11 protein-coding genes are annotated in these 13,983 nt (G+C 71.6%); 6 read left to right on the top strand and 5 right to left on the bottom strand.

Going from position 1 to position 13,983, the window contains the following annotated elements; translation table 11 throughout:
* From trmB to ACNAYW_RS23855, 3 genes are all read left to right on the top strand, one after another.
* A partial coding sequence (gene trmB, locus ACNAYW_RS23845) for a tRNA (guanosine(46)-N7)-methyltransferase TrmB (RefSeq protein WP_415852083.1) occupies positions 1 to 647 on the top strand: 647 nt, incomplete at its 5' end.
* Positions 644 to 1,306, top strand: a complete 663-nt coding sequence (locus ACNAYW_RS23850) for an NYN domain-containing protein (protein ID WP_415852084.1) — start codon at positions 644 to 646, stop codon at positions 1,304 to 1,306. The genes trmB and ACNAYW_RS23850, both read left to right, overlap by 4 nt.
* A 511-nt stretch (positions 1,307 to 1,817) precedes the next feature.
* Positions 1,818 to 3,937: MMPL family transporter (locus ACNAYW_RS23855; RefSeq protein WP_415852093.1), on the top strand; the 2,120-nt coding region annotated here is incomplete at its 3' end.
* 533 nt (positions 3,938 to 4,470) lie between these two features.
* On the opposite strand, the gene ACNAYW_RS23860 is transcribed toward ACNAYW_RS23855, so the two are convergent.
* A complete protein-coding gene (locus ACNAYW_RS23860; RefSeq protein WP_415852085.1) occupies positions 4,471 to 5,214 on the bottom strand; it encodes an IclR family transcriptional regulator in 744 nt (247 codons plus the stop codon).
* On the bottom strand, positions 5,211 to 6,668 hold the full coding sequence (locus tag ACNAYW_RS23865; protein WP_415852086.1) for an APC family permease: 1,458 nt from the start codon (positions 6,666 to 6,668) through the stop codon (positions 5,211 to 5,213). The genes ACNAYW_RS23860 and ACNAYW_RS23865 overlap by 4 nt, the downstream gene beginning before the upstream one ends.
* 376 nt (positions 6,669 to 7,044) lie before the next feature.
* Between ACNAYW_RS23865 and ACNAYW_RS23870 the strand changes: the two genes are divergently transcribed.
* Positions 7,045 to 8,526: an APC family permease gene (locus ACNAYW_RS23870; RefSeq protein WP_415852087.1), complete on the top strand. Its 1,482-nt coding sequence runs from the start codon at positions 7,045 to 7,047 to the stop codon at positions 8,524 to 8,526.
* A complete protein-coding gene (locus ACNAYW_RS23875) occupies positions 8,523 to 10,484 on the top strand; it encodes a primary-amine oxidase (RefSeq protein ID WP_415852088.1) in 1,962 nt (653 codons plus the stop codon). The genes ACNAYW_RS23870 and ACNAYW_RS23875 overlap by 4 nt, the downstream gene beginning before the upstream one ends.
* Positions 10,485 to 10,550: 66 nt before the next feature.
* Here ACNAYW_RS23875 and ACNAYW_RS23880 read toward each other — a convergent pair whose 3' ends face one another.
* Genes ACNAYW_RS23880 through ACNAYW_RS23890 form a run of 3 tightly spaced genes read right to left on the bottom strand, consistent with a single transcriptional unit; the run spans position 10,551 to position 13,130 of the window.
* Positions 10,551 to 10,853 (bottom strand): hypothetical protein, encoded by a 303-nt coding sequence (locus tag ACNAYW_RS23880; protein WP_415852089.1) that lies wholly within the window; start codon positions 10,851 to 10,853, stop codon positions 10,551 to 10,553.
* Between the two features lie 24 nt (positions 10,854 to 10,877).
* Positions 10,878 to 12,050 (bottom strand): fatty acid desaturase family protein, encoded by a 1,173-nt coding sequence (locus tag ACNAYW_RS23885; protein WP_415852090.1) that lies wholly within the window; start codon positions 12,048 to 12,050, stop codon positions 10,878 to 10,880.
* 27 nt (positions 12,051 to 12,077) lie between these two features.
* Positions 12,078 to 13,130: a flavin reductase family protein gene (locus ACNAYW_RS23890; RefSeq protein WP_415852091.1), complete on the bottom strand. Its 1,053-nt coding sequence runs from the start codon at positions 13,128 to 13,130 to the stop codon at positions 12,078 to 12,080.
* Between the two features lie 141 nt (positions 13,131 to 13,271).
* Here ACNAYW_RS23890 and ACNAYW_RS23895 point away from each other — a divergent pair, with 141 nt between their 5' ends.
* Positions 13,272 to 13,931 (top strand): TetR family transcriptional regulator, encoded by a 660-nt coding sequence (locus ACNAYW_RS23895; protein ID WP_415852092.1) that lies wholly within the window; start codon positions 13,272 to 13,274, stop codon positions 13,929 to 13,931.
* Positions 13,932 to 13,983 lie beyond the last annotated feature (52 nt).

Raw genomic sequence — 13,983 nt, forward strand, 5'->3', positions numbered from 1 at the left:
CCTCCCCCCTCCCCGACGGGGGCCTGCCCGACGGGGCCTTCCCGGCACCGTCGCATCCGCTCGACGCGGAGGCCTGGTTCGGGCGGACCGCGCCGCTCATCGTGGAGATCGGCTCCGGCACCGGCACCTCGACCTGGGCGATGGCGCAGGCCGAGCCGGAGAACGACGTGGTCGCGGTGGAGGTCTACCTGCCCGGCATCGCCCAGCTGGTGGGCGCCGTGCAGCGCGCGGAGCTGACGAACGTGCGGGTGGTGCGCGGCGACGGCGTCGCGATGCTGGAGGACATGATCGCGCCGGGCACGCTGACCGGCGTGCGCGTCTACTTCCCGGACCCGTGGCCGAAGGCCCGCCACCACAAGCGCCGGCTGCTCCAGCCGCGCATGTTCGCGCTGATCGCGGACCGCCTGCGGGTCGGAGGGATTCTGCACGTGGCCACGGATCATGCAGACTATGCAGAGGCGATTGCGGAGACCGCACCCTCGGAGCCGCTGCTGCGGCCCGTGGTGCTGCCGCCGCGGCTCGCCGACGCCGGGCTGCCGATCTCCGTCGACCGCCCGGTGACCAAGTTCCAGGACAAGGCCGCGCAGGTGGGCCGCGACATCCACGAGTTCGTCTGGGAACGCGTGGAGGAAGGAGAGGTGCGGTGACGCCGCTCGACGCACCCGCCGACCCGCAGCCCGACGTCGCCAAGCGCGTCCTGCTCGTCTGGGACGCGCCCAACCTCGACATGGGTCTGGGCTCGATCCTGGGCGGCCGCCCGACGGCCGCGCACCGCCCCCGCTTCGACGCGCTGGGCCGCTGGCTGCTGGAGTACACGGCCGGCCTGGAATCGGACACGGACGCCCGGCTCGAGCCCGAGGCCACCGTCTTCACCAACATCGCGCCCGGCACCGCCGACGTGGTGCGGCCGTGGGTCGAGGCCCTGCGCAACGTGGGCTACGCGGTCTTCGCCAAGCCCAAGATCGACGACGACAGCGACGTCGACGAGGACATGCTCGACCACATCGACGTCCGGCGGTACTCGCCGGGCCTCGGCGGGCTGCTCGTCGCCTCCGCGGACGGCCAGGCCTTCCGCGAGCCGCTGGAGGAGATCTCCGCAAGCGGCGTACCGGTAACCGTCCTCGGGTTCCGTGAGCACGCCGCCTGGGCGCTGGCGTCCCCTACTCTGGAGTTCGTCGATCTCGAGGACATCGCCGGGGTGTTCCGCGAGCCGCTGCCACGGGTGAGCCTCGATTCGCTGCCCGACGAGGGTGCGTGGCTGCAGCCGTTCCGTCCCCTGTCCTCGCTACTTTCGAACCGGGCCTAGCCCTAGAACCGGTTCACCGGAAAGGAATTTTCGCTTGTTCGCAGCTATAGGACGCTTCACGTACGCGTTCCGATACACGATCATCGCGGTCCTCTTCGTGTCCATCGCCGCGACCGGCGTCTGGGGCTTCCTCGGGCTCGGCGCCAAGACGAAGATGAACGGCCTCTACGACGAGGCCAGCGACTCCGTGGCGTCCGCCCAGGTCACCGACAAGGCGAACGGCCGCGAGATGCAGCCCGACATCCTGGTGCTGATCAAGCCCGCGGAGGGCAAGAAGATCTCCGACGAGGACGTCATGCAGGCGGTCGCGAAGACCCGCGAGGACGTCCTCGCGAAGTTCGCGACCGGCGACGACGCCAAGCTCAACCCGGTCAACGAGAAGGACCCGCAGGAGAGCTCGCTCAGCTACACGATGTTCGCGCCGGGCGCGCCCCAGGCGAACGACGGGCTGTACAAGAAGTTCACGCGCACCGACGCCGACGGCGGCACCTGGGGCTTCTTCACGCTCCCGATGAAGTCGGCGGACGACACGCAGCGCGGCAAGGACTGGGTGGAGATCCAGAAGCCCCTCAACGAGATCCTCCAGTCGGACGCGAACAAGCCGGTCTTCGACGCCAAGGTCGGCGGCCTGGTGCCCGTGACCTCCGAGGTCACCGAGGGCGTGCAGAAGGACCAGAAGAAGGCCGAGATCATCGCGCTCCCGCTGGTCGCGATCGTGCTCTTCTTCGTCTACGGCGGCATCGTCGCCGCCGTGCTGCCGATGATCATCGGCGTCATGACGATCGGCGCCGCGATGGCGGTGGCCTCGGTGATGGCCGACTTCACGGACGTCAACCTGTTCGTCGGGCCGATCATCTCGCTCATCGGCCTGGGCATCGCCCACGACTACGGCCTGTTCATGGTGTCCCGGTTCCGAGAGGAATTGGACGAGGGGTACGACACACCGACCGCGGTCAGACGCACGGTGATGACAGCCGGCCGCACCGTCGTGATGTCATCGCTCCTCATCGTCGCCGCCCTGGCGTGTCTGTACATCTCGCCGCTGGGCCTGCTCACCTCGATGGCCACGGGCGCGCTGCTCGGCGTGTTCATCGCCGCGCTGCTCTCGCTCGTGCTGCTGCCCGCGATGCTCGGCGTGCTGGGCCCGCGGGTCTTCGCCCTGAGCTTCCACTGGTTCCTCACCATCTTCGACAAGTGGCACCTGCCGCTCATCGGCGGCATCATCCACTGGGCCGCGGAGAAGACGGGCCGGGCGAAGACCAAGGCCAACATCGAGGCCGGCATGTGGGGCAAGGTGACCGACGCGGTCATGAAGCGCCCGAAGACCGCGATCGTCGCCGTGGTCACGCTGCTGCTCGCCATCTGCATCCCGATCGTCGGCCTGCAGTTCGGCGGCATCTCGCAGACCTACCTGCCGCCGACCAACGAGACCCGGCAGACGCAGGACAAGTTCCAGGAGCTCTTCCCGGACAACACCGGGCAGCCGGTCAAGATCGTCTTCACCAACGCCAGCGACGAGCAGGTCAAGCAGGTGCTCGACGAGGCGAACAAGATCCCCGGCTTCACCCGGGCGAACCCCGCCGACCCGAACTCCCCCAAGTTCGGCGCGGCCACCGACGCCGTGACCACGGCCAAGGGCACGTCCGAGAAGCTCGTCGTGCGCGGCCAGGAGGTCTCGGTCCGCACGTCGGTCGGCAGCATGCAGGATCCGAACGACACCGAGGCCGTCGGCGAGGCCGTGAAGGCGCTGCGCGCCATCACGATGGACGGCGCGGACGCGAGCAAGGGCGTCGGCTTCCTGGTCGGCGGCATGCCGGTGCTGCAGTACGACTCGATCGACTCGATGCTGAGCCTGCTCCCGATGCTGCTCCTGCTGCTGGTGCTCGTGACCACGATCGCGATGTTCCTGGCGTTCGGTTCGCTGACGCTGCCGATCAAGGCGGTGCTCATGTCGCTGCTGTCGCTGGGCTCCACCCTCGGCTTCCTCACCTGGATGTTCGTCGACGGTCACGGCGGCGACCTGTTCAACTTCACCGGGGGCCCGATGATGGCGCCCGTCCTGGTGCTGGTGATCGCGGTGGTCTTCGGCCTCAGTACGGACTACGAGGTCTTCGTGATCTCCCGCATGATCGAGGAACGGGCGGGCGGCGCCACCACGAACCAGGCCATCCGCGCCGGTACGGCCAATACGGGCCGGATCATCACCGCGGCGGCGGTCCTGCTCGCCTGCGTCGCGGCGGCCTTCGCCACCTCCGACCTGGTGATGCTGAAGTACGTCTCGTTCGGCCTGATGTTCGCGCTGCTCATCGACGCGACCGTCGTCCGCATGGTGCTCGTGCCCGCGGTGATGAAGCTGCTCGGCGACGACTCCTGGTGGGCCCCGGTCTGGATGCGCAAGATCCAGGAGGCCGTCGGCCTCGGCGAGACCTCGCTGCCGGCCGAGACCCGCGACGGCCGCCCGCTGTCGTCGGTCAAGCCCGCCACCGCCGGCCCGGGCAAGGCCGCGCCGGAGCTGGTCGGGGCGGGTGCGCCGGTCTCCGCCGTGCGGGCGCCCGCGGTGCCCGAGGACGGCAGGCTCCACCCGCCGTCGAACCTGCCCGACGTGCGTCCGGCCCGGCCGACCCCGGTCGGNCCNGGCCCGCGCCGCCCCGGCCCGCCGCCCGGCTTCTCGGGCCGGCTGGAGCTGCCGCCGCGCCCGTCGGCGCCCACGCAGCGCCCGCCGCAGGATCCGCGCAGCTACCAGCAGCCGGTTCCGGGCCGCGGCCCGCAGCAGGGCGGGCCGCAGGGGCCCGGGCCGGGCTCGCGGCACCGTCAGGGACCGCCTCCCGGGCCGCAGGGTCCCGGCCGCCCGCAGGGACCGGGCGCGCCCCGCCCGAGCGGCCCGATCGGTCAGGGCCCGAGCGGCTCGATGCCGCGGCAGCAGCGTCCGGGCGGGCCGCAGGGCGGACAGGGCCCGCAGGGCCCGCGCCAGCCGTACCCGCCGCGTCCGCAGGGGCCGCAGGGCCCCGGCGGCCCGCNGGGTCCGCGCCCGCAGGGCCCGNCCGGTGAGGGGCCGCGCCCCCGGCCGCGTCCCCCGCACCAGGACTGATCCCGCACGACGAGCGAGCCCCGATCCCACCAGGGATCGGGGCTCGCTCCGTTCCGGCCGGGGTCGGTCCCGGCCCTCAGGACAGCAGCGGCGCCAGGCGATCCGCGTGCACGCGCAGCGCCTCGACCTGCTTGACCATGACGGGCGCGTGCGCTGCCTGCCCGGACAGCGCGAGCGCGGCCACGAGCGCGCCCTCGCGCGACCGGATCGGCACCGCGACGCAGGCGGTGTCCTCCCGCATCTCGCCGACCTGCGCGGCGTAGCCGTTCGCCCGGACGGCGTCGAGGTCGCGGCGGAGGGCGGCGGCGTCGGGCGGCGTCCTGCGCGTGAGCGCGCGCGGCGCCGGGTGCTCCGGGTCGTCCCGCTCGGCGAGCAGGAGCTTCCCGACGGCGCAGGCGTACAGGTGGTCGTTGAGGAAACGCTCGGACTCCTGCGGCGGGTACTCGGGGTCCAGATCGGCGGCCCGCACGCCGCTGCCGGTCACGTAGAAGAGTTGCACGCCGAACCGCACCGAGAGCCGGGCCTCGGCGAGGACGTCGCGGGCGGCCGCGCACACCGACGGTGCGACCGCCGCGTCGAGGATGACGCCGATCCGGCGGCCGAGCGCGAACCCCGAGAGATCCGGCACGCGCACGATGTACCCCTCGCCGACGAGGATCGTCAGCAGCCGGTAGGTCGTGGCCGACGGCATCCCCAGGCGCTCCGCGATCTCCTTGGCGGTGATGCCGGCGCCCCCGCGCGCGACCTCCTCGAGCACGCGCAGCGCGCTGATGACGGCCTTGGGCTGCCGCCCGGACAGCGCGTTCTCGCGGGCGGTCATCGGCGCACCGCCCACGGCGGATAGGGCCCGAGCACGTCGGCCTCGGTGGTCTCGTCGTAGACCCCGATCCGCCGCGCGATCGCCGGACGGGGGCGGATCCGGACCGTGTGCACCAGGGCGCCGGCGGCCATGATCGCGAGGTACACCACGGTGGAGGCGCCCTCGGCGCGGCCCCACGACGTGACGGCCACCCAGCCGATCAGCCCCACCAGGCACGCGGCGGTGGCGCTGCCGAGCACGGTGGCGCCGCGCGTGGACTCGCCGATCCGCCGGAGGAACACCGGCGAGGCGATGCACACCAGCACGTAGGCCACGATGTAGCCGTGCGCGGAGACCGCGAGCAGCGCGACGAGGGTCCCGCGGCTCGACGCACTCACGAGCAGGCAGACCACCGGGACGGCGACGATCAGCGGCATCGTGGTCAGCAGCGCCGCCGCCGGCGTCCCGAACCGGCGATGCGTGCGGCCCAGGCCGGGGAAGACGCCCTCCCGGCCCATCGCGAAGAGCGTCCGCGAGAGTGCGGTGACCGACCCCAGGACGCAGGCGAACCAGGACGCGGCGATGCCGGCCTCCATCAGGGCGGCGAGGACCGACGATCCGCCGCCGATCCGGTCCGGGAGGGTCAGCACGATGCGCAGCGAGTCCGTGCCGAGGCGCGCGGACTCGGGCAGCTGTAGCGCGGCCGCGAACAGGTACAGCACGCCCACGACGATCGGGGTCCACCGGATCGCGCGGGTGACCGTGACGAACGGGTGCCGGGCCTCCCGCGCGACCGTGCCGGCGCTCTCGAAGCCGACGAAGGCCGTGATCGCGAGGAGCACGGCGAAGCCCGCCGCGCCGGCGCCGCCCGACGGTGCGCTCGGGCCCGGCCCGCCCGACGTCCCGCCGCCGGCGACGAACGCCACCACGAGCACCGCCGACGCCGCGAGGATGGCGAAGACCTCGATCGCGATCATGATCTTCGCGGAGAGCTGCACGCCCCGCAGCATCAGCAGGAGCGCGACGATCCCCGTCGCCGCGGACAACGCCACGGTGGCGGGCATGCCGTTCGGCAGCCCGGCTCGGCCGAGCAGGGCCGCGAGGTAGCTCCCGGCGCCGACGAGGCTGGCCATCGCCGCTGCTCCGTAGCCCACGAGCAGCGACCATCCCGCGGCGAACCCGGTCGTCGGCCCGAGGCCCTTGACGGTGTAGCTGTACAGCCCGCTCACCGCGGCCATCCGCGTGGCGAACTGGCGGACGCAGTAGCCGACCGCGGCGATGAGCAGCGTGGCGGCGACGAAGACCGCGATGACGCCCCTGCCGACCTGCGCCATGACCAGCGCAGGCAGGGTGACCATCACCGCCGACGGTGCGACCGCGGAGACGGACTGCGCGAGCACCTGGATCTGCGAGAGGCGCCCGCGCGGCAGGCCGACCACGGGCGACCTCGCTCTGATGCCCGACGACTCCGCCACGACCTCACACCTGCTCTCCGGAACCCTGCGTGCACGCTAGCCGACGGCGCACCCGTTCGCGTCGAATCCCGATGAACTTCTTCGGGTCTCGAATGAGAATCCGGACCGCGGCGCGGAGCTTCGGACGCCGGCGCGGGCCGCCCGCGGCGCGCGTGACGTGGCGCGATGCCGACGGTTCGAATGAGAATCGCGCGCAGTGCGGTTCCCGGTTCGAATGAGAATGCGCCGCAGGCGGATTCCCACCCGCGAAAAGCAGTGACACGCGCCACATCCCGTGCCTATGGTGGATGCATCGCCGGGTCGGGCCGCCACCGCGGATCGTCCGTAATCCCTGGCCCGCAATGTCTTTCATCCCGTCTCCGGAGAGGACCGCGACATGCCGACGTCGCCCGAGGCCGCCGCCGCACCGCACCGCCTGTCCGGCGGGCTGGGGCCCGGCGCCATCGTCTTCATGGTCGTCGCGGCCGCCGCACCGCTCACCGTGATCGCGGGGACGGTGCCGCTGGGCATCGCCGCCGGCAACGGCGCCGCCTATCCCGCGTCGTACCTGGTCTGCACCGTGATCCTGCTGTTCTTCGCCGTCGGCTTCACCGCGATGTCGCGGCGCGTGCCGGGCGCCGGCGCCTTCTACACCTACATCACGCACGGCCTGGGGCGGCACGTCGGCCTCGGCGCTGCGTTCCTCGCGCTGCTGACCTACACCGCGGTGCAGGGCGCCGTGTACGGCTACATCGGCGCGGCGCTCGACGTCTTCGTCGCCGGCCACGGCGGACCGTCGGTGCCCTGGTACGTGTGGTCGCTCGCGACGATGGCCGTGGTGGCGCTCCTGGGCTACCGCCACATCGACCTGTCCGGCAAGGTGCTGGGCGTCCTGCTGATCTGCGAGGTCGGGATCGTGCTGGCGATCGACGGTGCCGTGCTCCTCGCGGGCGGGCAGTCCGGGCCGTCGACGGCGGCGCTGCACCCGGCGGCCTTCCTGTCCGGCGCGCCCGGTGTCGCGCTGATCTTCGCGGTCGCCGGCTACATCGGCTTCGAGGCCACGGCCGTCTTCCGCGACGAGGCGCGCGATCCCGAGCGCACCATCCCCCGCGCGACCTACCTGGCGCTGCTCGTGATCGGCGGCTTCTACGCCCTCTCCAGCTGGTCGGTCGTCACCGCCTGGGGCGACGACGGTGCCGTCGCGCTCGCCGCCGCGAACCCCGAGGGCATGGTGGTGGACACGGCGGTGAGGTACCTCGGGTCGGCGGCGGGCGATCTCGTGGAGGTCCTCCTCATCACCAGCCTGTTCGCGGCGCTCCTGTCGTTCCACAACGTGCTCGCGCGGTACATCTTCTCGCTGGGCAACAGCGCCGCGCTGCCGGCGCGGTGCGGCCGCTCGCACGTCCGGCACTCCTCGCCGCACGTCGCGTCGGTGGTGCAGACGGTCTCGGCGATGGTCCTCGTGGTGGTCTCGGCGGCCGCGGGCCTCGATCCCGTGACCGAGGTCTTCGCCTGGTTCGCCGGGATCGCCTCGGTCGGCGTGGTCGCGCTGATGACGCTGACGTCGGTCGCGGTCCTCGCCTACTTCCGGCGCAACCCCGGCGACGACCGCCCCTGGAACACGCTGATCGCCCCGGGGCTCGGCTTCGCCGGCCTCGGCGTGCTCCTGGTCATGACCGTCGCCAACATGCCCCTGCTGGTGGGCGGATCCCGCCCGCTGGCCGCCGTCGTCGGCACGCTCCTGGTGGGCGTCTTCCTGGGCGGCGTCGTCATGGCGCTGCTGCGGCCCGCGGCGGCCCGGCCCCGCTCCTCCCCGTCGCCGACCCCCGGCGGAACAGCAATCACCCCTGAAGAACCCGAGAAGGAGATCGCACGATGAGCACCACCCTCGACACCACGGACACCGGCGGATCCACCGCCACGATCCCGGTCACGCATCCCCTGGTCCCGCTGCAGGCGCACGAGATCCGCACCGCCAAGCAGGTTCTCGGCGACGCCGGGCTACTCGGCGCGGCCGTCCGGTTCGTCTACGTCGGCCTGGAGGAGCCGCACAAGCAGGTGGTGCTCTCCTTCGCCGCGGGCGATCCGATCGAGCGCCGCGCCCGCGTGATGCTGCTGGACCGTGCCACCGGGGCCGGATCGGACCACGTCGTCTCCATCACCGAGCGCGCCGTCGTCAGCTCCGTGCAGCTGGATCCCCGTACGCAGGGCCAGGTCCCGATCATCGACGAGGAGTTCGAGGACATCGAGAAGTACCTCCTCGACAGCCCCGACTGGCTCGCGGCGATGCGCAAGCGCACCATCGATCCCGCGAAGGTCCGCGCGGTCCCCCTCTCCGCCGGCGTGTTCGGTCACGAGGACGAGGTGGGGCACCGGCTGTGCCGCGTGCTCGCCTTCCATCAGGACGACGGTGCCGATCTCCCCTGGGCGCACCCCATCGACGGCGTGGTCGCGTACGTCGATCTCACCGAGGGCCGCGTGACGAAGGTGATCGACGAGATCGAGCTCCCCGTCCCCGCCGATCGCGGCGAGTGGGACGCGGCGCCGCACGGCACCCCCGCGGCCCGCACCGATCTCAAGCCCATCGAGATCACGCAGCCGGAGGGCCCCAGCTACCGCATCGACGGCAACGAGATCACCTGGGCGGACTGGAAGTTCCGGTTCGGGTTCGACGTGCGCGAGGGCCTGACCCTGCACACGCTGTCGGTCGCCGACGGCGGCGTGCAACGGCCCGTCGTGTACCGCGCGTCGATCGCCGAGATGGTGGTGCCGTACGCCGATCCCTCGCCGGTCCGCTACTGGCAGAACTACTTCGACCAGGGCGAGTACCTGTTCGGCCGCTACACCAATGCGCTGGAGCTGGGCTGCGACTGCCTCGGCGAGATCCAGTACTTCGACGCCGTGATCGCCGACGAACAGGGCGAGCCGCGCGTGATGAAGAACGCGATCTGCATGCACGAGGAGGACTTCGGCGTGCTGTGGAAGCACACCGACATGTTCAACGGCATGGCCGAGACCCGCCGCTCGCGTCGCCTGGTGATCTCCTTCTTCCTCACCATCGGCAACTACGACTACGGCTTCTACTGGTACCTCTACCTGGACGGCACCATTGAGCTGGAGGCCAAGGCCACCGGCATCGTCTTCAGTTCCGCCTACCGCGGCCCCGAGGGCTTCTCCACCGAGATGGCGCCGGGCCTGGGGGCGCCCTTCCACCAGCACATGTTCTCGGCCCGCCTCGACATGGCGGTGGACGGCACCACGAACACGGTGACCGAGGTGGACGCCGTGCGCGTGCCGGTGGGCCCGGAGAACCCGTGGGGCAACGCCTTCCGGCAGCGGAAGACGGTGCTCGCCACCGAGGGCGAGGGTGCCCGCCTCGCGGACAACCTCGCGGCGCGGGTGTGGCACGTGACCAACCCGAACAAGAAGAACTACCTGGGCCAGGAGGTGGGCTACGCGCTGCACCCCGAGGGGCAGCCGGCGCTGCTCGCCGACCCGTCGAGTTCGATCGCCGCGCGCGCCGCGTTCGCGACCAAGCACCTGTGGGTCACCCGCTACGACGAGGCACAGCGCTACCCGTCGGGCGATTACGTGAACCAGAACCCCGGCGACGCGGGCCTGCCGTCGTACATCGCGGGGAACCGGCCGATCGAGGGCGAGGACGTGGTGCTCTGGCACACGTTCGGCCTGACCCACTTCCCGCGCCCGGAGGACTGGCCCGTGATGCCGGTGGACTACGCCGGCTTCAAGCTCAAGCCGGTCGGCTTCTTCGACCGCAATCCCGCGCTCGACGTCCCGTCGGGTCCGAAGAAGTCGCACTGCTGCAGCGGCGACTGACTGCGAGAACGGCGAATCCGGCCCTCCGAGCCGCTCAGCGGTTCGTGGGGCCGGATTCGACCGGTTTCACGCGGGATCGGTGCCGGGCGCCGGCGCCGAGTCGGGCGCGACCTCCCCGTGGGGCGCGGCCTCCGAGCGGGGAGCGATCTCCCCGTCGGGCGCCGCCGGCGGCGTCGCGGTGCGGGCCTCGTCGGCGGCGGCGGCCTTGGCGGCCTGCCGCATCTCGAGGGCGTCGCTCACGGCGTCGCCGATCTCCCGCGCCACATCGGCGACGGCGGTGGTGATGATGGTCGCGATCCGGCCGACGCGGATGGCCGTCGATTCGACGGTCTCCTGCGCCGCGTCCTTGCGCCGCTCGAGCTTGCCCACGTCCGCGCCCTTCCGCCGTCGGTCCTAGACCGACACCATCTCACGCTCGGTGGCCCGCTGCCAGCCCGCCTTGGCGAGGGCGCCGCGCGCGGCCTCCTCGTGCCGGGCGCGCTCGATGGTCACGGCGAGCTCGGGCTCCTGCTTGGTCCACCGGTTCGGCAGCGAGAGCTTGGCGATCTTCTTCCACGTCGAGCCGAGCTGGCCGCGCAGCGAGCCCGTGTTGTAGGGCAGGCCGAACTCCTCGCACGTCGCGCGGACCTCGGCGGCGATCTCCGGGTAGCGGTTGGCGGGGATGTCGGGGAACAGGTGGTGCTCGATCTGGAAGCTCAGGTTGCCGCTGAGGATGTGGAACAGGCGGCCGCCGTCGATGTTCGCGGAGCCCAGCATCTGCCGGACGTACCACTCGCCGCGGGTCTCGTCGGCCGTCTCCTCCTTGGTGAAGGTCTGCACGCCCGACGGGAAGTGGCCGCAGAAGATGATCGAGAAGGTCCACAGGTTGCGGATCAGGTTCGCGGACATGTTGCCCAGGAAGGTCAGCGGGAACAGCGGGCCGGTGAGCGCGGGGAAGATGACGTAGTCCTTGAGGACCTGCTTGCCGGCCTTGCGCCGCATGCCGGCGACGAGCTCCTTGATGTCACCCCACTTGCGCTCGCCCTTGACGATCCGCTCGGCCTCGAGGTCGTGCAGCATGACGCCCCACTGGAACAGCACCATGAGCGCGCCGGCGTAGGCGAGGTTGCCCAGGTAGTAGGGGTGCCACTTCTGCTCCGGCGCCATGCGCAGGATGCCGTAGCCGATGTCGCGGTCCATGTCGAGGACGTTGGTGAACGTGTGGTGCAGGTAGTTGTGGCTGTGCTTCCACTGGTCGGCGGGGCACACGGTGTCCCACTCGAACTCGCGGGAGTTCAGGCCGGGCTCACGCATCCAGTCGTACTGGCCGTGCATCACGTTGTGGCCGATCTCCATGTTGTCGAGGATCTTCGACACGCCGAGCGAGCCCACGGCCAGCGGCCACAGCGGCGGCAGGTACATCATGGCGCGGCCGGCGATCTCGAAGCCGCGCTGCGCGCGCACGATCTTGTAGATGTACTCGCGGTCCTTGGCGCCCAGGTCGTTCAGGACGCGGGTGCGGATGGCGTCGAAGCGCTCGCCGATGATCTCGACCTGCTCGGCGGTGAGGGTGATGTGCTCGGTCATGATGGACTCCCCTTCGAAGATGGTGGGCTACAGCGCGATCTCGACGTCGCCGACGGGCGCGCTGACGCAGAGCTGGATGTGCTGGTCGGGCTCGTCGTTGCTCTCGCCCGTGAGGATGTTGGTGGTGCAGCCGGACTTGCGGACGGCGGTGCAGGAGAAGCAGATGCCCATGCGGCAGCCGCTCTCGGGGAACAGGCCGGAGGACTCGGCCTGATCGAGGATGCTGCGGCCGTCGTTGTCGACCTCGGTGCCGGCCTCGGTGAAGCGCAGCGTGCCGGTCGCCTCCCCCGACGGTGCCGCCGCGACCGGCGGCGTGAACTCCTCGACGCGGAGCTCGACGCCGGCGTCGGAGTACAGCTGTTTCGCGGTCTCGAGCAGCGGGGCCGGGCCGCAGGCGAAGCCGATGTCGCCGAGGTCCTCCAGATGCTCGGGGCCGAGGTGGCGGCCGCCCGCGCGGGTGTAGACGTAGGTGACCGAGACGTTCCGGAAGCGGGCGAGGCGCTCGAGCTCCTCCCGGTACGGGTTGTCGGCGGCGTCGCGGCAGAAGTGCAGCACGTCGATCGCGCCGGCGTGCTCCTCGTCCACGAGCGTGCGCACGATCGAGAGTACGGGTGTGACGCCGCTGCCGCCGCTGATGAGGCGGATCCGCTCGGGGCGGTTCCCCGGCGTGCCGGGCAGGGTGAAGGTGCCGGCGGCCGGGGTGAGGCCCAGCACGTCGCCCACCGCGAGGTGCTCGCGGAGGTGCTTGCTCACGTGGCCCTCGGCGTCCGCGGTCACGGTGAACTCGAGCTCGCCGCCCTGGTGCTGCGAGCCGGCGGGCGAGAAGCAACGGGTCTGCCGGACGCCGTCGACCACGACGCTGACCTGGATGAACTGCCCGGCCACGAAGCCCTCGAACTGGCGGGTGGGCGTCACAGTGAAGGTCACGGAGCGGTCGGTGCGGCGGCTCACGGCGGTGACGCGGCCGCGGATGTCGGTCCACGTGACCATCGGATCGACGAGCTCGAGGTAGCGGTCGACGGCGTGGGGCGTCAGCACGGCCTCGACGACGGATCCGGCGAATCGGGTGAAGCGGCTCATGGCTGTGTTTCTCCGTTCAGTGCACGCTTGTACACTCACAGTATGCACGCAGTCGTCCGCTCCCCGTCAAGAAGTTGTTCCGTGACCTCGGCCACAACCTCCGCGGCACCGCCCCGACGCAGGGGCGATAGACTCGATCCCATGCCCAGACCGTCCCCGCGCGCCGTCGAACGGCACACCCCGGGGCCGTCGCGGGCGGAGGCCAAGGAGCGCACGCGCCAGACTCTGCTCGACGAGGCGCTGGCCCTGGCCGGTGAACGCTCGTTCGCGAGCCTGTCGCTCCGCGAGGTCGCCAAGGCGGCCGGCGTGGTGCCCACCGCCTTCTACCGCCACTTCGCGTCCATGGACGATCTCGGGGTCACCCTGGTCGAGGACGCGATGCGGGTGCTGCGCCGCATGCTGCGCGAGGGCCGGCGCGACGGCGTGGCCCCGAGCGGCGCGGAGGCGATCCGCGTCGTCGCCAAGCAGGCCCGCGCCAACGACGCCGAGTTCCAGTTCCTCGTGCGCGAGCGCTACGGCGGCTCCCCCGAGTTGCAGCGGGCGATCGACGTGGAGCTGCGGCTCTTCGCGAAGGAGCTCACCCACGATCTCTCGCGGATCCCCGCGCTGAGCGAATGGAGCGTCGAGGACCTCGACATGACCGCCGACCTCTACGTCACGATCATGCTGGGCTTCGTCGCCGAGCTGGTGCGCATCGACGCCCGCAACACCCGCGACGAGGCCGAGCTCATCGACCGCACCACCCGCCAGCTCACCGTCGTCGCGCTGGGCCTGGCCTCGTACGCCCCCCGCGAGAGGTAGCCCGGGCCGCGCTCCGGTGGGACCCACGCCGCCCCCACCCAGCGTTCGGTCC

This window comes from Tsukamurella ocularis (assembly GCF_965138335.1).
GTDB classification, from domain to species: domain Bacteria; phylum Actinomycetota; class Actinomycetes; order Mycobacteriales; family Mycobacteriaceae; genus Tsukamurella; species Tsukamurella ocularis_A.